This is a genomic window from Cupriavidus sp. DL-D2, assembly GCF_039710735.1.
GTDB lineage: Bacteria > Pseudomonadota > Gammaproteobacteria > Burkholderiales > Burkholderiaceae > Cupriavidus.
This window is the reverse complement of record NZ_JBDKXK010000030.1, coordinates 13,304-33,666: the sequence shown is the minus strand read 5'-3', so window position 1 is coordinate 33,666 and position 20,363 is coordinate 13,304. Positions and strand designations below refer to the sequence as shown.

The 20,363-nt window shown below is 64.0% G+C and carries 27 protein-coding genes; all 27 read right to left on the bottom strand.

What is annotated here, in order from left to right; all coding sequences use genetic code 11:
- Window positions 1–6: 6 nt before the first annotated feature.
- Entirely contained in the window at window positions 7–3,213 is a 3,207-nt protein-coding gene (locus ABDB81_RS17115; RefSeq protein WP_346812344.1) for a phage tail protein, read from the bottom strand.
- Between the two features lie 9 nt (window positions 3,214–3,222).
- Window positions 3,223–3,624 (bottom strand): hypothetical protein, encoded by a 402-nt coding sequence (locus ABDB81_RS17110; RefSeq protein ID WP_346812342.1) that lies wholly within the window; start codon window positions 3,622–3,624, stop codon window positions 3,223–3,225.
- On the bottom strand, window positions 3,624–4,175 hold the full coding sequence (locus ABDB81_RS17105; protein WP_346812340.1) for a hypothetical protein: 552 nt from the start codon (window positions 4,173–4,175) through the stop codon (window positions 3,624–3,626). Before ABDB81_RS17105 ends, ABDB81_RS17110 begins: the two co-directional genes overlap by 1 nt.
- On the bottom strand, window positions 4,172–4,765 hold the full coding sequence (locus tag ABDB81_RS17100) for a hypothetical protein (RefSeq protein ID WP_346812338.1): 594 nt from the start codon (window positions 4,763–4,765) through the stop codon (window positions 4,172–4,174). Before ABDB81_RS17100 ends, ABDB81_RS17105 begins: the two co-directional genes overlap by 4 nt.
- A 3-nt stretch (window positions 4,766–4,768) precedes the next feature.
- On the bottom strand, window positions 4,769–7,546 hold the full coding sequence (locus ABDB81_RS17095) for a phage tail tape measure protein (protein ID WP_346812336.1): 2,778 nt from the start codon (window positions 7,544–7,546) through the stop codon (window positions 4,769–4,771).
- Window positions 7,536–7,976, bottom strand: a complete 441-nt coding sequence (locus tag ABDB81_RS17090; RefSeq protein WP_346812334.1) for an HK97-gp10 family putative phage morphogenesis protein — start codon at window positions 7,974–7,976, stop codon at window positions 7,536–7,538. The genes ABDB81_RS17095 and ABDB81_RS17090 overlap by 11 nt, the downstream gene beginning before the upstream one ends.
- Window positions 7,976–8,227 (bottom strand): hypothetical protein, encoded by a 252-nt coding sequence (locus ABDB81_RS17085; protein WP_346812333.1) that lies wholly within the window; start codon window positions 8,225–8,227, stop codon window positions 7,976–7,978. The genes ABDB81_RS17090 and ABDB81_RS17085 overlap by 1 nt, the downstream gene beginning before the upstream one ends.
- A gap of 38 nt (window positions 8,228–8,265) precedes the next feature.
- Window positions 8,266–8,670, bottom strand: a complete 405-nt coding sequence (locus ABDB81_RS17080) for a hypothetical protein (RefSeq protein ID WP_346812331.1) — start codon at window positions 8,668–8,670, stop codon at window positions 8,266–8,268.
- A 4-nt stretch (window positions 8,671–8,674) separates the two neighbouring features.
- Window positions 8,675–9,316, bottom strand: a complete 642-nt coding sequence (locus ABDB81_RS17075; protein WP_346812330.1) for a phage tail tube protein — start codon at window positions 9,314–9,316, stop codon at window positions 8,675–8,677.
- Between the two features lie 66 nt (window positions 9,317–9,382).
- Window positions 9,383–9,733, bottom strand: a complete 351-nt coding sequence (locus tag ABDB81_RS17070; protein ID WP_346812328.1) for a DUF3168 domain-containing protein — start codon at window positions 9,731–9,733, stop codon at window positions 9,383–9,385.
- The gene (locus ABDB81_RS17065; protein ID WP_346812326.1) at window positions 9,726–10,061 is read right to left on the bottom strand and encodes a phage head closure protein; all 336 of its coding nucleotides are present in this window, start codon (window positions 10,059–10,061) and stop codon (window positions 9,726–9,728) included. The genes ABDB81_RS17070 and ABDB81_RS17065 overlap by 8 nt, the downstream gene beginning before the upstream one ends.
- Window positions 10,058–10,402 carry a head-tail connector protein gene (locus tag ABDB81_RS17060; protein WP_346812324.1) on the bottom strand — a complete coding sequence of 115 codons (345 nt, stop codon included), beginning with the start codon at window positions 10,400–10,402 and terminating at the stop codon, window positions 10,058–10,060. Before ABDB81_RS17060 ends, ABDB81_RS17065 begins: the two co-directional genes overlap by 4 nt.
- 1 nt (window position 10,403) lies before the next feature.
- On the bottom strand, window positions 10,404–10,805 hold the full coding sequence (locus ABDB81_RS17055; RefSeq protein WP_346812322.1) for a hypothetical protein: 402 nt from the start codon (window positions 10,803–10,805) through the stop codon (window positions 10,404–10,406).
- Window positions 10,806–10,869: 64 nt separating this feature from the next.
- On the bottom strand, window positions 10,870–12,180 hold the full coding sequence (locus tag ABDB81_RS17050) for a phage major capsid protein (RefSeq protein ID WP_346812320.1): 1,311 nt from the start codon (window positions 12,178–12,180) through the stop codon (window positions 10,870–10,872).
- Between the two features lie 30 nt (window positions 12,181–12,210).
- Window positions 12,211–13,077 (bottom strand): head maturation protease, ClpP-related, encoded by an 867-nt coding sequence (locus tag ABDB81_RS17045; protein ID WP_346812318.1) that lies wholly within the window; start codon window positions 13,075–13,077, stop codon window positions 12,211–12,213.
- Window positions 13,078–13,081: 4 nt separating this feature from the next.
- A complete protein-coding gene (locus ABDB81_RS17040; protein ID WP_346812316.1) occupies window positions 13,082–14,371 on the bottom strand; it encodes a phage portal protein in 1,290 nt (429 codons plus the stop codon).
- Window positions 14,371–16,074: a terminase large subunit gene (locus ABDB81_RS17035; RefSeq protein WP_346812314.1), complete on the bottom strand. Its 1,704-nt coding sequence runs from the start codon at window positions 16,072–16,074 to the stop codon at window positions 14,371–14,373. The genes ABDB81_RS17040 and ABDB81_RS17035 overlap by 1 nt, the downstream gene beginning before the upstream one ends.
- Entirely contained in the window at window positions 16,071–16,481 is a 411-nt protein-coding gene (locus ABDB81_RS17030; RefSeq protein ID WP_346812312.1) for a hypothetical protein, read from the bottom strand. The genes ABDB81_RS17035 and ABDB81_RS17030 overlap by 4 nt, the downstream gene beginning before the upstream one ends.
- A gap of 125 nt (window positions 16,482–16,606) precedes the next feature.
- Entirely contained in the window at window positions 16,607–17,116 is a 510-nt protein-coding gene (locus tag ABDB81_RS17025; protein ID WP_346812311.1) for an HNH endonuclease, read from the bottom strand.
- Window positions 17,117–17,132: 16 nt separating this feature from the next.
- A complete protein-coding gene (locus ABDB81_RS17020; protein WP_346812309.1) occupies window positions 17,133–17,387 on the bottom strand; it encodes a hypothetical protein in 255 nt (84 codons plus the stop codon).
- Window positions 17,384–17,710: an HNH endonuclease signature motif containing protein gene (locus ABDB81_RS17015; RefSeq protein ID WP_346812307.1), complete on the bottom strand. Its 327-nt coding sequence runs from the start codon at window positions 17,708–17,710 to the stop codon at window positions 17,384–17,386. The genes ABDB81_RS17020 and ABDB81_RS17015 overlap by 4 nt, the downstream gene beginning before the upstream one ends.
- 65 nt (window positions 17,711–17,775) lie before the next feature.
- Window positions 17,776–18,291 carry a hypothetical protein gene (locus ABDB81_RS17010; protein ID WP_346812305.1) on the bottom strand — a complete coding sequence of 172 codons (516 nt, stop codon included), beginning with the start codon at window positions 18,289–18,291 and terminating at the stop codon, window positions 17,776–17,778.
- Window positions 18,292–18,409: 118 nt separating this feature from the next.
- Window positions 18,410–19,033: a hypothetical protein gene (locus tag ABDB81_RS17005; RefSeq protein WP_346812304.1), complete on the bottom strand. Its 624-nt coding sequence runs from the start codon at window positions 19,031–19,033 to the stop codon at window positions 18,410–18,412.
- Entirely contained in the window at window positions 19,026–19,478 is a 453-nt protein-coding gene (locus ABDB81_RS17000; protein WP_346812303.1) for a phage protein NinX family protein, read from the bottom strand. Before ABDB81_RS17000 ends, ABDB81_RS17005 begins: the two co-directional genes overlap by 8 nt.
- Window positions 19,475–19,672, bottom strand: a complete 198-nt coding sequence (locus ABDB81_RS16995) for a hypothetical protein (protein WP_346812302.1) — start codon at window positions 19,670–19,672, stop codon at window positions 19,475–19,477. The genes ABDB81_RS17000 and ABDB81_RS16995 overlap by 4 nt, the downstream gene beginning before the upstream one ends.
- Window positions 19,669–20,088, bottom strand: a complete 420-nt coding sequence (locus ABDB81_RS16990) for a recombination protein NinB (protein ID WP_346812300.1) — start codon at window positions 20,086–20,088, stop codon at window positions 19,669–19,671. The genes ABDB81_RS16995 and ABDB81_RS16990 overlap by 4 nt, the downstream gene beginning before the upstream one ends.
- A 2-nt stretch (window positions 20,089–20,090) precedes the next feature.
- The gene (locus tag ABDB81_RS16985) at window positions 20,091–20,294 is read right to left on the bottom strand and encodes a hypothetical protein (protein WP_346812298.1); all 204 of its coding nucleotides are present in this window, start codon (window positions 20,292–20,294) and stop codon (window positions 20,091–20,093) included.
- Window positions 20,295–20,363 lie beyond the last annotated feature (69 nt).

Sequence of the window (20,363 nt, the reverse complement as noted above, 5' to 3'; positions counted from 1 at the left end):
CTCCGATTAATACGCGACCGCATCCCAGTCGAATCTGCGCGACACGGGCGTGCTGGAAGCGTTGAAGAAAGTGATCGTGAAACCGGTTGCCGTCTTGCCGGTGATGGAGAAGTAGTCGCCCTGAGCCATGTTCTGCGCGGTGATACCCAGGACCGGATCGACCCTGAATGGCTTGCCGAACACGATCGGGTATGCGCCGGCGCCGGAGACAACGTTCTTCCCGGATTCGCGCCGATCCGGCATATCGACACTGACGGTCAGGCCGGCCACCACCACGTTGTGGGTGGACGATCCGCTCTCCAGCACCACCTTCCACTGGAAGGCGCGGGCCTCGTAATCGCCCATCGAGAATCGCTGCCATTCGGTCCAGGTGGGAGCGCCAGCGGGATCATCGCTGGTGGTGCGCACGTACAGCATCACCGCGGTGTCGTTGATCCGGCCGCCGTCGATCGACTCCCAGCTATCGATCAGGTCGTAGCGGAAGTCGATCAGGTCGCCCGTATCGAAGGACAGCGCATCGATCGTCGCCGTGAGGCGCGATTTCTCCACCGTCCCAAGATCGAATGTGCTGGCGAACTGATATGTCCCGTTCGACACGATCCCGCCCAGCGAATCGATCAGCCCCCAGCCGCCGGCGCCGACCACATCGTCGATTGGCCCAAGGCTGTCGATCGTGCCTTGGTCGTCCCATAGCCCGGTTGCGTCAATCAGGCCCTGGTCATCGATCAGCCCATTGCCGATCAGCTTGATGCCGTTCAGCGCCGGATCCAACACGACGTTGGACTTCGCCCCTGCGAATGCCGGATGCTCAGCCACCGTGGCGACGATGTTTAGGCTCGACAGCGACGGCGCGGTGGTGATCACCATGGCCGCCTGCGGCGACTCGTGCCCGGTGGAATCGATCCACTTGGCCAGGTAGACGCCCTCCAACAGCGGCAGCTGCGCGGAATTTGCCGCGCCCGACACGAAGCCTCCGATGTCGATCGCGCTGGCCCAACTCGGCTGAACCAGGTCCGTCGTATGACGTATCCGAGCCTGCCCCCCGTTGCGCACGTCGAGGTCCGTCGCGGCGTCCCAGGTGAGGTTCGCAAAGCCGTTCAGCACGGTCAGCGACAAGCCCGTCAGGTTGCTCGGTGGCGCCAGCTTTCCGACGACCACGTGGACCGGCGAATACGACCAGCTGGGGCTACGCACGCCCAAGGCTGACACGAAGCGTGCCCGGACTTGGTAGGGCTTGCCGTCGTCCACCGGCGAGATGTACTGGCTGGTGGTGTCGGCCGAGACCGGCGCCAGCACCTGCCAATCCGCCTGATCGGCGCGCTTGTACTGGATCTCAGTGCGTCCGGTCTGGCGCACCGACAGTTCCGTAGGCTGCGGCCAGGTGACGAGGATTCGAGAGGTCACCACGCCGCTGGACGACAGCACCAGGTGCGCCTCGCCGGAATCCATGCTGATGGGCCCCACGTTCTCCACCACGAATGGGCTTGGCAGGTTGGTATCGGGCGCCGGATCGTAGTTTATGGCGTTGCCTGCGTTCCAATCGTAGACCGCCGCCGCTTCCTCGTTCAGGATCAGATCGACGCCGCCAGCGTCGCTGAGCTTCCAGTCCATCACCCGGAAGACCTTGTTTGTCCAGCCGAACTTGGCCAGCGTGACCTTGACGGTGCTGTAGGCCGACAGCTGGAAGGCCGTCAGCTTCGCTGGGAACTCCACGACGATGCCCTGCCGCGACCGCTCCAAGATGATCTTGGCCAGGCGCTGGGCCATGGTTGCATCCGTCGTGAACGGGAGTTCAATGTCTCGCTCGATGACCTCGCCATCCTGCTGCGCATAAAGCGGATTGCTGACGGCTGGGAAGTCGCTCGGCTGCCAGTTCTTCGACGGGTCGACGAACGTTCCCTTGACCACATTGAACAGGTCCTTACGCGAAGTCCGAGGCCGCACCTTCACAGGCCCCCTCAGGTCCGACTCGGTCAGCGTCACGGTCGGGATGTCGTAGGCGCCGGCGAACATCCGGAAGACGCCACCAGCAATTACCACCGTCCCGCCGCTCGCTGACACCATCTCCGCAAGGTTGTCGCGTGGCGACTTGTCCGTCATCACGATGCCATTGCAACGGTAGCGCAGCTGCGCACCACCATTTGCGAGGGGCACCACTTCGTCCGAGATATTCCCGGCCGCGCCGAAAGCCTCCATGTCGATGTCCTGCGGGTCGCAGCCGAAGCCGCGTTCGTCCGTCAGGTAGTCATAGACACACATCGCCCAGTTGTCGGTCCAGTACCTCGTGCCATAGAACGGGTTGTACAGCAGCTTGCCGCGCACCATCGCCTTGATGTTGGGCAGGCCGTTGGGGAAGATGTCGGCGTCGAACTCCAGGCGCACATAGATGTAGGTCACACCCTGCAGTCGGTGATCCCAGGTCCAGCCGGGGACCTCCGCCACCATGTCAGCATCAGCCGCCTGGTCGGCGGATCCGAGGTGCCGCTTCACCCGAACGTAAGCATGCGTGTTCTGGATCTCGTACGTGACCATCAGCTCCGACGTGTACGGCAGCAGGCCATGGACCGTGATCGTCGACATGCCAGGGGTCCACGACACATCGGTCACAACGTAGGTGTTCGTCTCGGTGCTGTTGGGGTTCGGTGGGACCGTCGCCACGATTGACGGCAGGCTGAACAGGTTGCCGTCCGGGATCGAGAAGGTCATCGACGTTGCGCCCGGCGCCACGACAACGCTCATGGCCGCCGACGTGCCCCATATCTTCAGGAACTTTCCCCCGGTGGGATAGACGCTTCCCTCCGGAATGCTTGCCGGATCTTCCCCGAGATAGATCTCCTCGATCCCGTCGCACTGGTGGTCTGCCAAAGCGATCACGAGGTGCATGAACTGGTTCTTCTTGTCGCCGTCTGTGCTTGCCGCGTAGATGAGCGGCCCGGAGGTCATCGCGCGGCCGTAAATCAGGTTGCGCGGTTGCACGTTCGAGCGCACCACCTGCGTGCGGCCCTGAGCCTCAGCCGAAAAGCCGTTGTTCGATTTCGGCTTGAAGATGGCGCCCATGAGGGAGCCGATGGCAAACGAAATGGCCAATGAAACGACCGCATACGCGAGCCCATAGGCAATGGTGGCAGCCGCAACTGCCGCGACACCTGCCGCCACACCGCCCGCTGCCGCGAAGGCTGACGCCGCGGCGGCAGCTGCTGCTGCTGCTGGCATATGTCGCTCCTAGACTTTCCACGCAGCCTTAGCTGCTGCGATTGGATGAAATTCAATGCCGCCTACGCCTTGGGCGGCAATACGGTCGCCGATGCACAAGGCAAGAGCGTTGCCCTCTGGTGTATCGATCAGCACAACGTCGCCGCGCCCAGCCGACGCAGGCACGACAGGCGGGCCCAAGATCAGCGTGGCGAGCCCGCTCACGCCCCCGTTGTCGCGCAGCACACGACGCGCACCCTTCTCGGTGCTGTACAAGCCCCTCCAGCGCTCTCCCGGATCGGTTCCCGTCATGGACTCGATTCCGTCGCAGACGAAAAGGGCGCAGTCCGACTCGCCCCAAGAAAAAGCCCGCTCGCGGCGGGCTTCGACAAATTCGGCAAGGCGCGTTGGCCAATCTTCGAATCTCTGCATCAGCGCCCCCACGAAAGATTTTTCTCCACCATTTGGGCTACAAACTCGAATCCGCGATCTCCCGCGTACCGGCTCTGCTGGTCCTCGTTGTTGTAGCGTCGGGTCTTCGCGCGCTCCCAGGCGACCATGCGGGATTCAACCGAGACGGTGATGGTCGCGGTATCGCCCACCTCGGTGTCCATGGTGTCCATGCGCCCACTGAACGCCCGGATGGGGGTCGACAGCAACTGCATGTCATCCCGCAGTGGTGCGAACCAGGCCTGGCACGGCTTACCTTGGTACTGTTCGCCGAGCGTGATGGCGATAACGTCCGTTGGCACCCCGGAGAGTGTCAGCTTAAGGCCGATCGCCTCAAGGCCCGCCTGCTCCTGAATAGGTTCGATTGAACCCAGCAACCCAAGGCCTAGCCACGTGAACCCATTCCACTGCATGTCATAGCCAGCGCTACAGACACATAGCGGTGTCGAGAAGTCCATCTTCACGAAGAAGACGTAGGGCACGTGTCCGGATGTGACCGCGTTAACGGTCATCGCATCCATGGCGCGGTTCATACAAACACCTCGACTGCACTGATTACTACCGCGTCGGAGATGCGGCCCGGCAATACTGAAACCGAATACTCGTCGCTGGACAGCATCATCGTGGCACGCGGCCGGTCCGTCGTGATGGGCGCGAGATTTCCCGGCTGCTTACGGAACGGCGGCGCGACCGGGATGGTGGCGAGTCCGCTCGCGTTGCTGGTCACGTCAGCCGTGACGATCTTTAACTCGCCGCCGGCTGCGATGTAGTCACCCGCTCGCAGAATGACCGTGTTTGGCGCCCAGTTGAAAGACGGCAGCATTCGGAAATCCGTCAGGTTGCCGTTCACCATCGGGCTGTACAGCGAATTGCCTGGGCGCTGGTGCGGCCACACCGTGAACCTTCCTGCCATCCCGCCGAGCGAAGCCAGGAAAGCCTCGAGCAACCCGCGATCGAAATCGTTCTTGGGTGGAAACTCCCACGACGCCTTCCACCGCGCACCGGGACGCTCGACGGTCTGTACAGACCGGTTGAGCGGAGAAGTGAATGCCTCGGTATTTGACTGCAAGCCCCACGTCGACTTCGCCGGCACAAGGCTCAATGGCCAATCGATTGTTGGCATTCCCTATCTCCTGGCCATTTGCTGAAGGTCACCGCCGCGAGCCATGTTTGCCCGCACTTCCGCTACGGCGGCGTTCTTCGCCTGCACCATCGCCTGTGCGATCGTCGCCTGGTCGGACCGGCTGTCGATGTTGATGTGCTGCACAATCGTCACATCGCCGCCGCCTGCAGCGCCAGCGGCCAGCGCGCTGTTCGGGACGATGTTCCCCGAGGCCGGCGGCACGAACAGCTCCGGGCCAACCTCGCCGACGATGTACGGCTGCCCGGCGTTCACCGGTCCGCCTGCCGCGCGCTTGTCGAGACCCGCGATGAGGGAGTCGAGGCCCGCTTGCGTTTCAGGGCCATACACACCGCCGACCGACGCTCCGGTCGCATCTCCATAAGCACCCAATGCCATACTTCCCAGCTGACTGAAGATGCCGGAGAGTGCCGCGCGCGTCTGGATGCGAATCAGGTCCGCGATCACGGATTGCGCGAAGTCGCTGAAGTTGAATTTTCCCGTCGTGGCGAATGACACAGCCCCATCTTCCAACCGCTTGAACGCGTTCGTTCCTGCCGCGCTGGTCTGCGCCATCACGTTCCGCGACGATTCGGCGTAGTTCGCCATGGCCTCGGTCGCACCGTTGACCCAGTCCGCCTGCTTCTCCTTCAGCGTCGCGTAGTAGGTGTCGTAGTCCTGCAGCGACTTATCCAGGCCGTCCCGGATGTCCTGCTGCGCCTTTAGGTATGCCTCGGAACCACGCGCGGCCTCCGGCGTTGCCTTCTCCAGCTGCAACTGCAGGTTCTGGTACTGGGTATAGATCGACTTGACCTGCTCCGCCTGGCGCTGCGCGTCACTACCGCGCCCCATGGCGTCGAGTTGGCGCTGGTACTGCTCAGCCTGCGACTTCTGGTAGTTGCCGATCTGGGCGTTCACCGCGGCGGACCGCTCTTCCAGCTTGGCGATCTCTTCCTTGTACTTCAGCGCCTTCTCGTGCTCGACGTTCTGCGCGAGCTGCACCTTGATGGCGTCTTGGTTGGCCAGAAGACTCTTCTGATCGGCCGTGAGGATGTCCTTGCCTTTCAGGTCCGCGATCTTCTGCAGGAATTCGGCCTGCTGCTTCTCGGCGCCGGTCAGCTTCTGGGACGACTCCAGCGCCGCACGCGTGGCTGCATCCTGATCGCGGAGTTGCTGCAGGAACTTCGTCGCGGCGTCATCCTGGTATTCCTTCGGCTTCCGCGCCTTCGGCCCCTTCGGATCCTTGTACTTTTCCTCGATAGCAGCGGCACGCTTGGCGTACTCGTCGGCTGCCATGCCAACAGTCTCGGCGTCGCGCTTCAGCTGATCGATCTCGTCCTTCCGCTGGTCGGCGCGCGAACGAGTGGCCTTTGCTTGCGCATCAAGACGACCCTTCGCCGCAATGATCGTGTCCCGCTGCCGCTGCCGTTCGCCCGCAGCTTCCTGCTGGCCGTTGCTCGTCTCCAGTGTCTTGGCTTGCGCCTGCAGCTGCTCGAGGTTCTGGCGCAGGCGTGTCAGGGCCGCCCGGTTGAAGTTGCTGCTGCCCTCCTTCGAAGTAGGCGAGCTTTCCAGCTTCGCGATCTCCTGCTGCGTCCGCGTAATAGCACCGCGAACGTCGTCCAGCGTGGTTGCGCGCCCGACGCCCAGCATGGCATCCCAGGCGCCCTTCGCCGCCCCAGTTACCGCGTTCCAGGCACGTTCCATGTAGCCGAGATTCGCGATCACCTTGTCGGCGCGCGCCTTCATCTGCTCGGCATACGCCTGCTGAGCAACGGCAGCGGCCTGCTCCTTCTTGCCCTGCTCTTCCAGCGCGACGATCTGGTCGTACACCGCCACCGTCAGATAGTGGTACTGCTCATTCAGCTTGATCGACGCCTTGACAGGCTCGTCGGCCAGCTGCACGAACTGCTGGATCGTCTTGTCGACGGCTGTGCCGGTCGCCTTCTCCATCGCCTCGGCAGCAATGCCGATGGCAACCATCTGATCGCCCGCAATCTTGCCAGTGCTGGCGATCATGGCGAGCGTCTCCGCTGCCTGGCCCTGCGTGCCGATCGACCGGCTGACCGTGGCCGCCATGGTAGACAGCTGATCGGTCGACGTCACGGCATAGTTGCCGGTCATGATCAGCGCCTGATTCAGCGCTTTCGACTCGCTTTCACCTTGCGAGAATGCGTATGCCAAGGCGGCGGCGGCGGCGGCGGTGAGCGTCAGGGGGTTCACCAGGCCGCCGACGTACGAACCCACGGCGCGCGCGGCCGGGCCGATACCACCGAACATGTCCTTCAGCTGGCCACCCTGCTGCGTCAAGATCAGCAGCGGGCTTTGTCCGCCGGCGAGCTGCGTGACGATGTCGGTCATCTGCGCCGGTACCATGCGCATCGCAGCTGCCGTCTGGCGAGCGCTCACGCCTGTGGCCTGCAGGGCGTCGTCGACCCGCTTCATGCCGCTGCCGGCCGCGCCTGCAGCTTCGATCTGTGCTTTGTAGCCGGCAACCGCCTCCGTCACCCCGAGCTGGGCCAGGCGCTGCTCCAGAAGCTGTTGACGCGTTTTTCCCAGCGTGTCCGCGTACCGCGTATAGGCGTCGACGGCGGCCTTCACCTCGCGCGCAGTCGCGCCCGAACCGCTCTTCGCGGCTTCGGTGATCGCATCCTGCGCTGCCTTGGTGCGGCGTGCGGCTTCTTCCTGCGTCTGAATGAAGGTCTGGGCGCTCTTTCTCGCCTTGTCGACTTCGGCGGTATAGCCAGAGGCGTCGGCAGTGAACCGAGTGAGAGTTTCATTTGCCACGGGACAGCTCCTTCACCTTTGCCTCAAACACTGCTTCCGCCGCCTGGGCAGATGCCCGCTTCTTCGCTTCAAATGCCGGGCGCAGGAATGGTTGTGCTGCCATATTCGAAGTGCCGAACTCGAGGTAATAGCCATAGAACGCCTCCTTCGACCAAGTAACCAGGTACGAAGCGATGCGGCCCGGAACGGATACCTCGTCGTCGTAGGCGATGATGATGTGGTCGCGCAGGAAGCCCGGCGGGTGCTTTCCCTGTTTGCCCTCATAGATGCCCTTGTCGACAGGGGCGCGCAGCTTCGTTTCGAGGAAAAATTCCCTCGCTCCCGCTATCGCGGTCTGCCGGAGCACCGACTCCATTGCTTCGTCGCTGAAGGCGTCGAAAGAATCGATGAGAGCCTGCGGGTTCTCCACTTCGACGAAGCGTTTAGCCATCAGGACCTCTTGGGGAACATCATCTGGTCGATAAGGTTGGACTGTGCCTCGGGATCGGGTAAGAGCACTGGGATAACGTCGACCGGTTCCCGCCGATGATCGTTCCACCAGATGAAGTCCAGATCGCCAAAGGGATCAGACCGATGCTTCCGATCCCGATGGATGTTTCCGATCATGGAAGCCACTACCCCGGCCCGAAGGTCGTCGTAGTGGCTTCCCCACGGCTCCAACTCGTGGAACGCCATCCACATGACAAACTCGTCGCTATCGATCTCGGCCTGTGCCTGCCTTACGGACTTTCCGAGGGCGATGGCGAGGCGGAACCAGAACCGGAGTTCTGGTCTCCGTCGGAATTTTTTTTTGCCTCTTCGATAGCCGTCGGGCCCAGGCCGTTCATCTTGAGCGACACGGCGAGTACACGATCCATCGCAGCCTGGCTTTTCTGTCGCAACGGCTCGATGTCTTCCGCGCAAAAGAGCGGCTTGCCATCTTCGCCCACCACCGTCGCGACCAGAACACTCGCCGAGAACAGGCTGTATGGCATCTTCCCTTCGCCCTGACGCGCGTAAAACTCGTCGCGTTCACGGCCGGACATGACGGCCACGCGGACGGTGCCGCCCCACTCGGAGACCTCGACATCCTTCGTTTCGAGGTCGTCCGCTTCGAGAATTGCTGCTTTGGAGAGAATTGGCATGGTCTTATGCGTCCGTCACGTCACCGGTGATGCGCAGGCTGACGCCGGTCGCCTTTAGCACCGCGTCCACCCCACCTTCGAGCGGCGTGTTCTTCACGAAGGCGTCGAATGTCTTCGTCTTTTGGTTCGGCAGCGTGAGCTTGAACGTTTTCAGCGTGCCGGTGCGCTTGGCCGTGTCGAGGGCCACTTGCCCCGGGTCGGTGAAGTCTTTGTTCACGTCGAAGCTGAAGGTTCCCCAGTCCTGCAGACCGAGCCGGAATTCCTTTGCCGTGGAGTCCAGGTCGGTCACATCGAGTTCGCTGGCCTGACCGTCGAATCCCTTGAAGGACACCAGGTTCTCGATCTTCGTCCAGCCCAGCGGTGTCGCGGTACCGGCCGCCGTGACGGTCTTGCCCGTCGTGTCGATGTCCACGGCAAACGTGTTAGTGGTCTTGTTCTTCACCACCACGGTCAGGCCATTGAGCAGCGCCGCATCAGCGCCAGTTATCCCGGCCAGCGTCGTCACGTCGCCGTTACCCAGACCATGGGCCGCCGACGTCAGGATCGTCGGAAAGCCCAAGGCGATACCTGTGATCGTCTTGGCTGCGCCTGCCGTGCTGGAGATTTCCAGTTTCGAGCCCTGCGCGGAGATTGCGGTAGATGGCATGTTGACCTCTTCAGATGAAAAAGCCCGCGCAGGGCGGGCGAGGGAAAATCAGTTGCGGGGAACTGCTCAGGGCCGGAACCAGACCGAGAAATCAAGCCTGCTGCCGTACAGCTTCGTGTCGGCTTCGTACTGGCTCACGGCCGCGCCGATCGGAATACCACCTGCAGCCACTAGGGCCGAGCGCGCGCCGCGCATCGTGTCCCCCGTCGCCGCGCGCGTAGCCGACCACACCGTGATCTGCATGCGCTGGTTTTCCAGGTCGGCAGGGCCGTCCAACCCGTTCACGTCCTGACCGCCGACAGCCTGATAGGTGACGTACGGCCCGGTCGTGCCGCTCGGTGCGACGTCGGGGAAGATCTTGAGCCCGGTGATGGTCTTCAGCGCCTCGACGACCACCTTTTCTGCGGAGTTAGCCATCAGCGGCCCCTGTCTCGCAAACCAGATCCACGAACTGCCGCTTCACGCGGTCCGGCAAGATCGCCTTGATACCGTACGCCGTGCCGTCGGCACACAGGACGCGCATGGCCGTGGTCACGCCGTCAGCCGCTGGCCAGGGAATGCGCACGCTGGCCTGCACGATGGACGTCGGCGCGTCGGCGCGGATCGCCTCGATGCCGGTACGGTGGAGGATGTTGGCCCACACGGGCCGCACCGTCTCCCAGCCAATGGTGGGCTGCTCCAGTTCGTCTTTGCCATTGGCCGGTCGCTGGATCTCGACGCGCTCACTGCGCTGACCGGCCCTCATACGCCCAGCCCCACGCGGTACGGCTGCAGCATGTCGAGCGCGCCACGCGGCAACTCTGCCACCGTTGCGCCGATCACCGAATCCTCGCGGTTGGCGTACAAGTGGCCGACCGTCAGCAGCACGGCCGCCTGAATCTCCGGATTCGCGACCATCGGATCGTCGCCGGCAGTGTCAGCGAGCACCGCCGCGTCGAGCGCCGCCTGATCCGGGTAGACTTTGCGGTTCAGGAAGGAAGCGGCAGAGCCTTCTGCGGCAGCCAGGTACAGGCCGATCAGCTGATCCTCGTCCGCCCACGTGACCCGCAGGTGCGACTTCACCATGTCGAGAGCGAGGATCGGCATGTCAGACTCCCTTAGGCTTGGCTTTGGTCTTCGCCTCGGCGGCCGGCTTTTCGTCGGCAGCCGCGACAGGCGCTGCGTCCGCTGCCGCCGATTCGCTGGCGGGCTGACCTTCCGGCGCGCCAGCAGGCACCTTCACCAGTTCGCGCACCTTCGCCTCGTCCTCGTCGGTGAACAAGCCTTTGAAGTGCGATCGCATGGCGCCGACGACGTATTCAGGGTCGTCGTTTTCGCCGGGTAGCTCGGCCAGGGCCTTGTCGAGCTCGGCGCGCGCGGCGGCAGAGCGATGGTCGTCTTCCTTCACCAGCACCGCCGCGCCGGTGTCGATGAAGTGCTGGCCTCGGCTGCTGTCCATCTGAACAACGGTCCCCCCACGCGGGTCCGGCGCCTTGAACTTGATCTTCATGATGATCTCCAGAGAGTGACAAAGACCCGCCCGGAGGCGGGCCCATCTGAGCAGCTGACGCCGATCAGGTCACGTTACCGAAGTCGCCGTAGATGAACGCCTCGGGGCGGTAGACGGCCAAGGCCAGGCGCTCTTCGGCAAGGATCGTCACCAGGTTCTTCACGAAGTCGTCTTCGTTCTCGGTAGCGACCTCCACGCGTGCTTCCCAGCGATCGAACACCTGCGCACCGAGCTTGAAGGCGCCCGTCAGGAACTTGTCGATCGAGATCGCCTGAGTGGCCACGACGGGCTGCCCCCAAAGCGTCGGCTGTGCGACACCCTGCGGGTTGCCGATGATGTAGCGGCCGGTCGTGTCCTTCAACAGCTCGATCCGCGCCCAGTCGCTCGGGTGCATCACGATGCCGGTAGCCGGGAATTCGGCAAGGGTCGCCTGCAACATGGCGAGGCGGATGTTGTCGATGTTCGTCTCGGTCCCGGCCGGGTCGAACGGAGCCGCGAACGCCGAGGCCTGCGGGATGATGCCCAGCAGGTTCTGGCCCGTGCCGTCGCCATTCAGCAGCTGCTGCTCTTCCTTGAACGCCAGGCCGTAGCGCAGACGGCCGTCGATGTAGCTGGCCAGTTGCGAGGCATCGCTCAGGATCTGCCGCGAGGCCTTCACGAAGTGCGCGATGACCTTGGCCGAGGTCGTCACCAGGTCGAACTTCAGCGTCGATTCCGGCTTCTTCGCGGTTTCTGCCACCATTCCGGCGTTGTTCGTGAAGCCGGTTTCCTTCACGTACTCGAGCACCTGACCGTCCATACGGCCCGGGGTGATCAGGTCGCGCACGGTCATGCGACGATCGGGCGGTGCAATGACACCCGGCAGGCGCGTTGCCGTCACCAGATCGCCAGCCGAGCCGTCCGCATCCGTGGTCAGCGTCGTGATGGCAGCATTGAACGTCATGTCGACGCGGCCGCGCGGCGTGGTCTTGCCCGCAAAAGCCTTGAACTCGTCGCCATTCACGAAACGCTGACCGAATGATTCGTGTTGCACGTCGCCGCCAGCGCCGTTCGCTTCGAGCTTTGCCAGAGCTTGCTGAGCGGTCTGCAGATTGGCCTGCAGTTCACCTTGGGTCACCAGCAGCTTGTCGACCTCCGCCTTGGTTTCCTCCGACAGCTTGCCTGCGGCCTTGGCCTCGGCCAGCGCCTTTTCGCCGGCCGCCTTTACGTCGCCGCTGATTTTGTCGAGGGATGACTTGATTTCTTTGACGTCATCGTCGCCGAACGCAAGCACCATACCGGTGCGCTTCATGTGACGGAACAGGATAGCGTATGCCGTCTCGCCGAGCGCCATCAGCACGGCGGTGGCGGTCTTCTTCAGATGAATCGGTTTCATGGATTGTCCTCTTGGGATGGTGTGAGGGATCTACAGGGAGAACGCGTGCAGCGTTTCCAGGAACGACTTCGCTGCTACAGCAGGCGGATCACCCGCGCTGCGTTCGGTGGGATCGCCCACACCGCCGCCGGCAGGATCACCCTGGCCGGACTTGAATTCGCTGATGAGGCGAATCGCCTCGCTCTTCGGCATGCCGCTGGACCGCAGCGCAGCCTCGATCCGGCGGACCGCCGAGGCACTGGCCTTGCCTTCGCCCTTCTTCACCTGGTCGGAGGGCAGGAAGTCGTCCGCGAAACCGTCATCGATGGCGGCTTGCCCGCCGATCCACGTCTCGGCATCCATCAGCTTGGCCATCGCCTTCATGTCCTGACCGGTGCGCGCCGAGTAGATGCTGGCCATCGCGTCGTCGAAAGGCTGTAGCGTGGCGGCCACCTCGATCAGGTCGTTTCGGTTGCCGATCGCCATCACCCACGCGTTGTGGATCATGAGGAAGCCGGCGCGCGCAATCTGCACCTTGTCGCCGGCCATCGTGATGATCGACGCAGCCGACGCGGCCAGTCCCAGCACGTTCACCGTGACCTCGCCGTCGTGTTCGCGCAGCAGGTTGTAGATGGCCAGGCCCTCGAACATGTCGCCGCCAGGCGAGTTCACGTTGACCGTCACCGGGCCGGCGCCCATGCCACGCAGCGCGCCGGCGATGCGCTTAGCCGTCACGCCATCGCCAGTCCAGTAGTCGTAGCCGATGACGTCGTAGACGCTGATCGTCCGATCGGCGTCCTGTTCGGAGGCGGCGCGCACGCCCGACTGCCAGCGGTCGAGCGCACGAGGTTGCAGCTGGCTCGAAACACTGGCGCAGGGGCGCCCCTCCGGCGCACCCGGAAGCGTCTTCTTGCTCATGGGATCAATCCCTCTTCTGGTCGTCTTCGAAGCCGAGGAAGGCGCGGATGGCCGCCCTCGCGTTGTTGGCATCGCTGGCGTCGGCGGTGCCGAGCCCATCGAGCGTGGTCATGGCTGACTGGACGGTGAGCACCGCGGCGTTCCCACCCATCGGCTCGCGGTCCTCCAGTTCCCGCACCTCGTCGCGGGTCAGGATGCCGTTGTTCACCATGGCGGCGTAGAACGCAGCGCGCGCGGCGCTGTCTGCTCGCAGCAGCCCCTCTACGGAGAACTTCGGGTAGTAGCGGACCCGCTCGGCGGGCCGCAGCAGGTCCTTGCTGATCGCCTGCTCGATTCGTTTCAACCACGGCGCCAGCGTGAAAGTCAGGAAGCCGATCATCTGCTGTTCGATGCCGGTGCCCCAACTGGTGGACTTCTCGGTGTGTCCCACCATCCACGGCGGCACGCGGAACCAGCGGCAGATCGCTTCCACCGAATAACCGCGTGACTCCAGAAGCTGCGCATCGGCCGGCTTGATGCCCACCGATTCCACGCTCGTGCCACCCTCCAGCAGAGGCGTCTCGCCGCGCTCCACGGAGCCCAGGAGGTTGGCCTTAAACTCCGCGCGCTGCTTCGGGTTCAGAAACGCCGCCATCTTGTAATAGACGGTCTGGAGCAATCCCGACTTGAACGTCTGGGCAGCGGCCTTGTCTGCGGCCATCGCGTTGCCAAACACCTTGGCACCGTAGGCGATCACCGATACGCCATTGATGCCGTCAAGCGTGAAACCGGGAATGGTCCAGATCCGGGACTCGGGAATCTCCCGCAGTGTCCCGTTCGGGCGCGGATACGTGAATTTCTTGCGACCGGTGTTGTAGTCCCGCGTGCAGGTGAGCTTGTCAGGGTCCAGGTAAGCCAGGCCCACAAGCTGTTCCCCCACATAAAGCTTTTCCGCCCGCCCGGCGCCACGCAGCAGCATCGCCGCCACCATGGCTTCCCAGAACACCGAAGCGGTCGAATCCGCGTTCGGCTGGTCGTGGATAACGAAGTGCAGCGAATGTTGCGGCGCCACGCGCTTGCCGGCAGACGTTTTCTCGTACATCGCCAGCGGCAGCGTCGCGATTGTCTCGGAGATCAGCCGCACGCAACTCCACACCGCATCTAGCTGCATGACAGCCTTCGGCGTGACCTCGACGCCCGCCTCGATCGCCGCGGTGCGGTTGTATAGCTCGGGGTCGGTCAGCGAGAACGAGCGCACGAAGCCGTCGATGGCCGCGCGGACGCCGTGTGTGACACGTGTGAGGTTGAATTTCATTATGCGTGGCCCGCCACAATGGGATTGCTCAGCCAGTCATCCATGGAGCCCATCCCTTCAGGGTTTAGCGACAGCAGCGCGACGGCATTGAACAGCGCCATCAGCGGGTCGATCTTGGCCCTGCCGCTGGCCTGCTTGGTGATCAGGATCGCGTTGCCACGCTGTTCCACCTTCGCATTGCCGACGCACCAGTTCATCAGGTCGGTACCGCCGTGCCACAACGTGCCCTCGGCCAGCTTGCGCTCAGTGGTCTTGATCGTGCCGTTGAGCTTGAAGCCCTGCGTAATGCCTACGATCATGTCCTCGCCTTTGGCGTTCTTCTCGGGAATGCCAGCGGCGGACAGCGCGTCCAGCACCGCACCGATGCCGGTCGGGTCGACGCCGATCTTGTCCAGCAGTCCGGCTTCGTAGATCTGCAGGACATCCTGCGCCAGCTGCTCGACGTCCTCTCCAATCTCGTCGACGATCACCAGATCGCCGGAGGCGGACAGGTCGAGCAGCTTCGCGGCTTCGGACTTGCGGCGTTCCAGCACGATCGGATGCGCCCAGGCCTTGCACCATGCGAGCCAGTGACCGGTTTTCCGGCATCGACCCACCGCAGACAGGCCTAACAGGTCGTCCAGGCCGCCGCCATCCACGCCTACGTCGATCACTTCGCAGCGGCGTAGCAGTTCCGGCAAGGTGCAGCGCTTCGGCGCCGCCTGCTTTTCCCACTGCTCGGCGCCGGCCCAGCTGTCCGACCGCAGCGCCAGCCCGATTTCGACGTTCAAGTGCTGCGACGCCCAGGCGCGCAGTTCTTCTTCGCCGGTGTTGCGGGCGGTCTCGAACTCTTCCTGAAGGCGCTCGACCGTAATGGACTTGCCGTTGTTCGGCGTGACCATGGGCCAGTTCGCCGGGTTCTGCCATTGCGACGGATCTTTCTGCATCGCCGGCGGAAACTCGTACAGCACCGGCAGCATGGCACCGCGCTGTCGGCCGTCCCGGATCGCCCGGGCCTTCATCAGCTCGGCCTTGAAGACACCGACCGGCGCCTCTTCGCTCTGCGTGGTGATGAACGCCATGAACGCTTCGGGGAACGGCAGCATCCCGCCGCGCAGCTGCCGGATGGCGCTGGCCGCCTTGCTCATCTTGGCCACCACGTGCAACTCGTCGATCAGGACCGCCACCGGCTTCTGCCCGGTCAGCGCTGACGGGTCGAAAGACATGATTTCGAGTTCGGCTTTCGTCTCCCGGTGCACGATCTTCTTCAGGTGCTCGCGCACGTGCAGCTTCTTCTGCAGCACGGGGTCGAGCTCGATCGCGCCGTGCGCCGCGTCGAATGCCAGCGTCGCGACGTCCTGCACCGGCGCCGTCATGATCATCGAGGCATGCGGCCGGCGGTTCAGCAGCAGTGCCGTCAGCATCAGCAGCGCGCCGTTCGTCGTCTTGCTGTTCTTCTTCGGCACCAACAGGAACAGTTCGCGGATGCGCCGCGCCTGCGTGACGGGGTCGAGCGAGCCGAAAAGTGCCCGAGTGGGATCACGGAACCAGTCTCCAGTGGCATCTGCCAGCGTCGGCGTGCCAGGCACGTCCGCCAGCCGCAGCTTGTTCAGCACGGCCACGGCCCGCTCGCCCTCGACCACGTCCAGCGGCAGGTCAGGTACCAGCGAACGGCCGGTGCGCAGGCGGTCTTCCCAGTCGGAGCAGGACAGATCCCACGTCATTGCAGGGCAGCCGAGCCGGGCAGCAGGTCTTGCCAGTCAGTGCCGGCCTGCGCGTTCAGCGCGTCATCGTGTGCCTGCTCCTTCTTGCCCTTGGCCGGCGCCTTCGCTTTGCCGGCTGCAGGCTGGTCGGCCGGCAGCGGCGTGGCAGCGGCGCGCGGCATGGGCATTGCGGTGTACGCCTTCTGTGCGGCCACGTTGCCCTTCTTCGCGGCGGCGTGCATGGCCACCAGGACTTCAAGCCGCTTGGCATAGGCGCCGTGCGACAGCTCGGCTTCGAAATGCTTCTCCAGCGTGTTGCGGGAAATGCCGAGTCCGATGGCGATTTCCTCATGCGACATGCCTGCGCCCGCAGCGATCGCCACCTTCCTCCGCTGCACTGCGGTCGGTTTAAAGGTCGGTCTCGCCATATTTCGAATTCTGCGCAATAACCCGGTCGGGCTGAAATTCCCGAGGGGAGAAAAAAACCTCTGCGTGGGGGAACGGGCGGTCTAGGCCGATAACGTCACCTAGACATTTGATGCCCCCTCCCCTTTCACGCTGATGGTGACAAATGTGCGTCCAGATGCCTCCAGCACTTGCCTCGGGCCAACTGTGCCGGGTACGCCTCCGACACACCGTATGCACGTGCGATGGATGCGCCGCTTTCGCCTGCTCGATGGCGCTGCACGATCTCGCGCACCTGGTCGTCGGTCAGCTTGCGCCGATGCGCCAGCATGCCGGGGCCGATGGTGCCGTGTCGGATCGCGTCCGCAGCGTTCTCACCGTGCGTGCCCCATGCCAGATTGCCCGGCCGATTGTCGGTCGAGTGCCCGTTAAGATGCCGCCCGACCTTGCCTTCAGGCCTTGGCCCAGCGTACGCCAGCAGCACAAGCGCATGCACCAGCCGTGTCACGCGTCGGCCGCCTTGCCGCACCTTCACGTGCGCATAGCCATGCTTGTCGACGCGTTCGTACAGCGGCTCGCAGCCACCGTCCTTCAGCGCGCTATAGACGTGACCATCCGCCCCGGCAGCGTAGCCAGGGTAACCTGGGATCTCTCTCATGGGTTACCTCGAAGGGTCAGGGCTCGGTGCCTGCCGTGACCGAGATAGCCACAGGCGGATGGCCATGACCAAACACGGACAACCGGATGGGCACGCCAGCCAGGATGTTGGCGATGTCCTGCTCGGTGGGCTGGTACCACGACAGCCAGACGCCCTGCTGCTGGTCACGGTGCACAGGCAGGCCAATGCATTCGCCATGCACTGCGGGGTCCCAGTCCACAGGCGCACCCAGCATGACGTTCGTGTGGCTGGTCTTCACGGGCGGCATCATGGTGCGTGCTCCTGCCGCTGCTTGTCACGGCTGTGGTGGCTCCCGCATAGCGTTTGCCAATTCGAACTGTCCCAGAACAGCGCCTGGTCGCCACGGTGCGGCACGATGTGGTCGACCACGTTGCCATAGGGCAGCGGGATACCACGCGCCGCGCACTCCACGATCACCTCAGCCACCACTGTGGCCACGATGCGCTGCTCACGCAGGCAATACACGCAGAACGGGTGCTCACGCAGGAACGCTGTCCGGGCCTTCTGCCAGCGGTAGTCGTACCCGCGCTGGCTGCTGGTCTGGGCGCTGGTGCGCCACGAGCCCGGCTGCATGGTGGGCGTGCGGCTCCCCGCCTGGGCCACTCTGGCCCCCAGCGTGGGCAGTCGCCCCCGCTTCGTCACGACCAAAGCCCGAAGGCGTAGGACAGCGCTGCGCCAGCGCACGCCATACCGAAGAGGCCCCAGCCCAGCGCGCCAGGCGAGATGGCTGTCCGGCCCCGCACGGGCTGAGGCTGGGGAACCACGGGGCGCGAGAGGTTTGCCTTGATCTCCGCGACAGCACTGTCTTTGGCCGACTGCATCGCTGCCAGGATGCTTGCCTGATCCGCTCTACCGTCGACGTTGATGTGCTGGACTACCTTGACGGTAGCGCCTGTCGTGTCGTCGGCGAACGCCTCGGCTGGATCGCCCGCCGTAGCGGCGCCGGCCGGCACGAGCTTGTAGTTGGCCAGCAGCGGGCGAGCGTCAAAGCCCTCGGCGGCGTCTGCCTGCGGATGGTAGGCGCACCGGACCGTCACCACCTCGTCTAGCGCGCACCGCATCTCGAAGGAAACGGTGTTCTTCGGCAGGCCGAGCGCGTCCATCAGCGCCAGCACGAACGGGTTGCCCTGGGCGAACATGACTTTCGATGGCATCAGGCGGCTCCAGAATGCAAAAGCCCCGCCGGGAGTGATCCGGGCGGGGCTTGCCGTAGCATGGGATGAATTTAGCGCACTTGTTTCACAAAATCAAGTGCGGATTGCCCGCCATCCCTTACGCAGCAACACTTTCCACCGCATCACACGCTGTACGATCGACAATCAGGCCGTGGCCAGTGAATGACGGTTCCAGCCGATCCAGCGCCTTGTTCTCCAGCGTCCTGAAATGCGTTTCCATCCAGCGCGCGGCGCGGAACAGCGTGGCCGGCGACCCGCCGTGCTTGTCGGCCAGTGCGCGGAACGTCAGGTCCTGCCGCTGCTGTTTGGGCAGGTAGTGCCGCGCAGTCAGATTCACCAGCAGCTTCAGTGCGGTCAGGCCAGACGAGCGCCGCGCATACACCGCCAGCCGCTGGCAGCCCGCCAGCTTCTCCTTCCCATAGGCGAACCGCGCCAGCACGGCGGCGTACTCAGGCGACGGCAACCGGTTCTTGGCGGCGTCCGTCACCATCGCGCACTGCGCCCTGAATTCATCCATGGTCAGACGCTCCGGGTCGTAGTCCATGGCCGGGCCGGTGAGCTGGGCCAGCCACTCGCGCTGGGCGCGCGTCGGATGCTCGATGCTGTCGAGCACCTGGATCAGCATCGCCTTGAAGGGCGACTTCTGGCGCGGCGGCAAGGACAGCACCAGGTAAGAGACGTGCAGCGCGTGCGAGACGTCTGCGAACAGCGGTTTATCCATGGGCCACCTCCGGGACTTCTTCGCCATAATGGCTCGCCACCTTCGCCCGCATAGCTGCAACCAGGACACCCGCACCGGCACCACGCCCCACCGGCCGCACATTCAGCGCTTCCTGGGTTTCGTTCTGCGGCGGCAGCGTGCGGGTGGACGCCGAGACAGTGGCGCGCCAATGCCCGTAGACCTTCCAACCGTTGTTCGGACCGCCGTTGTAGTGGACAGCACCCGGCGGATTCAGGAAAATTTCATCGCGCTCGATGATTGGCCCGCCCGCCGCCCAATCGCTTGAGTAGCGCGGGCATTCCTGCACGCTGCCGAGGTTCCCCTGTTGGAGCCAATACCGGCCCGTGTCCGGATCAGGATCCGGGTGCGCGGGCGCCAGCCGATGACCTTCGGCGATTGCCACCCATAGGTCCAGCAGCGCCCCTTCCAGTTCAGATACCTTCATTTCTTTTCCCCGTAAGACGGACATCTCTTGCCATGATTCCTTCGTTTCCCGCCCGGCAGCAGCTTCGTGCATACCGTGTGCATGGTGCCCATCAGACGGGCGGTCTTCTCGTAGATGCAGCCCTTGCAGCTGCGCGCCTCGGCCTGCTCGTAGACCTCGGCCGGGTCGCGGTACATGTAGGCGGGCAGCGTCATCCGTGCACCCCATCAAACGTCACGCCGAAGTCGTTGGCCGCGCTGGCCTGCACCTTCGTCAGGTACTCACCGAACTCGGCCACCGTGAAATCCTTGGTCGACTTGCGATGCGTGACCAGCCGACCACTGGGTAGACACAGTTCCTCGCGCGGTGCGAACTCTTCGGCAAAGTGCTCGTGCCAGGCGGCCGTGCCGAACCGCTCCCCGTTCACCCATGCCTGTTCCGCGATGTCCCTCAGCACCACGCCGAAGTAGTAGGCGTTCTGTTCCTTTGTCCGGCGCCGCTCTTCGGACGTGACGATCAGGCGGATGGGCGTGCCCTTCTCCGCGCAGGCCGCCGCATTGGCCTTGATGAAGGCCAGCACCGTGGGCCAGATGCCCGGCGACTTGAGGGTGAATTCGCGGTACAGCGCCATGCTCAGTCCTCCAGCGCCTCGTCGGGATCTCCCCAGCCGGACTGGACCTTGGCCTGGTATCGCGTATAGCCTTCCTCGATCATGTCGCGGTAGCGCTGATAGTCAGCGTCGATGCCTGGGTAATAGCAGGCCGCGCACCACCGACAGCCAAACACCTGGCATGGCTTCCGGCACTTCAGGCAGTTTCCGTTCGGGTGCGCGCTCATGCCGGCCTCGCCAGGCGAACACCCTTCCACCGCGTGCAGCTAGACGCACGATGACCGAAGCCGCCGCAG

Coding starts and splice junctions, on each gene's coding strand:
- ABDB81_RS17115 (WP_346812344.1), bottom strand. CDS start 3,213: ATGCCAGCAGCAGCAGCAGCTGCCGCCGCGGCGTCAGCCTTCGCGGCA.
- ABDB81_RS17110 (WP_346812342.1), bottom strand. CDS start 3,624: ATGCAGAGATTCGAAGATTGGCCAACGCGCCTTGCCGAATTTGTCGAA.
- ABDB81_RS17105 (WP_346812340.1), bottom strand. CDS start 4,175: ATGAACCGCGCCATGGATGCGATGACCGTTAACGCGGTCACATCCGGA.
- ABDB81_RS17100 (WP_346812338.1), bottom strand. CDS start 4,765: ATGCCAACAATCGATTGGCCATTGAGCCTTGTGCCGGCGAAGTCGACG.
- ABDB81_RS17090 (WP_346812334.1), bottom strand. CDS start 7,976: ATGGCTAAACGCTTCGTCGAAGTGGAGAACCCGCAGGCTCTCATCGAT.
- ABDB81_RS17085 (WP_346812333.1), bottom strand. CDS start 8,227: ATGTGGATGGCGTTCCACGAGTTGGAGCCGTGGGGAAGCCACTACGAC.
- ABDB81_RS17080 (WP_346812331.1), bottom strand. CDS start 8,670: ATGCCAATTCTCTCCAAAGCAGCAATTCTCGAAGCGGACGACCTCGAA.
- ABDB81_RS17075 (WP_346812330.1), bottom strand. CDS start 9,316: ATGCCATCTACCGCAATCTCCGCGCAGGGCTCGAAACTGGAAATCTCC.
- ABDB81_RS17070 (WP_346812328.1), bottom strand. CDS start 9,733: ATGGCTAACTCCGCAGAAAAGGTGGTCGTCGAGGCGCTGAAGACCATC.
- ABDB81_RS17065 (WP_346812326.1), bottom strand. CDS start 10,061: ATGAGGGCCGGTCAGCGCAGTGAGCGCGTCGAGATCCAGCGACCGGCC.
- ABDB81_RS17060 (WP_346812324.1), bottom strand. CDS start 10,402: ATGCCGATCCTCGCTCTCGACATGGTGAAGTCGCACCTGCGGGTCACG.
- ABDB81_RS17055 (WP_346812322.1), bottom strand. CDS start 10,805: ATGAAGATCAAGTTCAAGGCGCCGGACCCGCGTGGGGGGACCGTTGTT.
- ABDB81_RS17050 (WP_346812320.1), bottom strand. CDS start 12,180: ATGAAACCGATTCATCTGAAGAAGACCGCCACCGCCGTGCTGATGGCG.
- ABDB81_RS17045 (WP_346812318.1), bottom strand. CDS start 13,077: ATGAGCAAGAAGACGCTTCCGGGTGCGCCGGAGGGGCGCCCCTGCGCC.
- ABDB81_RS17040 (WP_346812316.1), bottom strand. CDS start 14,371: ATGAAATTCAACCTCACACGTGTCACACACGGCGTCCGCGCGGCCATC.
- ABDB81_RS17035 (WP_346812314.1), bottom strand. CDS start 16,074: ATGACGTGGGATCTGTCCTGCTCCGACTGGGAAGACCGCCTGCGCACC.
- ABDB81_RS17030 (WP_346812312.1), bottom strand. CDS start 16,481: ATGGCGAGACCGACCTTTAAACCGACCGCAGTGCAGCGGAGGAAGGTG.
- ABDB81_RS17025 (WP_346812311.1), bottom strand. CDS start 17,116: ATGAGAGAGATCCCAGGTTACCCTGGCTACGCTGCCGGGGCGGATGGT.
- ABDB81_RS17020 (WP_346812309.1), bottom strand. CDS start 17,387: ATGATGCCGCCCGTGAAGACCAGCCACACGAACGTCATGCTGGGTGCG.
- ABDB81_RS17015 (WP_346812307.1), bottom strand. CDS start 17,710: ATGCAGCCGGGCTCGTGGCGCACCAGCGCCCAGACCAGCAGCCAGCGC.
- ABDB81_RS17010 (WP_346812305.1), bottom strand. CDS start 18,291: ATGCCATCGAAAGTCATGTTCGCCCAGGGCAACCCGTTCGTGCTGGCG.
- ABDB81_RS17005 (WP_346812304.1), bottom strand. CDS start 19,033: ATGGATAAACCGCTGTTCGCAGACGTCTCGCACGCGCTGCACGTCTCT.
- ABDB81_RS17000 (WP_346812303.1), bottom strand. CDS start 19,478: ATGAAGGTATCTGAACTGGAAGGGGCGCTGCTGGACCTATGGGTGGCA.
- ABDB81_RS16995 (WP_346812302.1), bottom strand. CDS start 19,672: ATGACGCTGCCCGCCTACATGTACCGCGACCCGGCCGAGGTCTACGAG.
- ABDB81_RS16990 (WP_346812300.1), bottom strand. CDS start 20,088: ATGGCGCTGTACCGCGAATTCACCCTCAAGTCGCCGGGCATCTGGCCC.
- ABDB81_RS16985 (WP_346812298.1), bottom strand. CDS start 20,294: ATGAGCGCGCACCCGAACGGAAACTGCCTGAAGTGCCGGAAGCCATGC.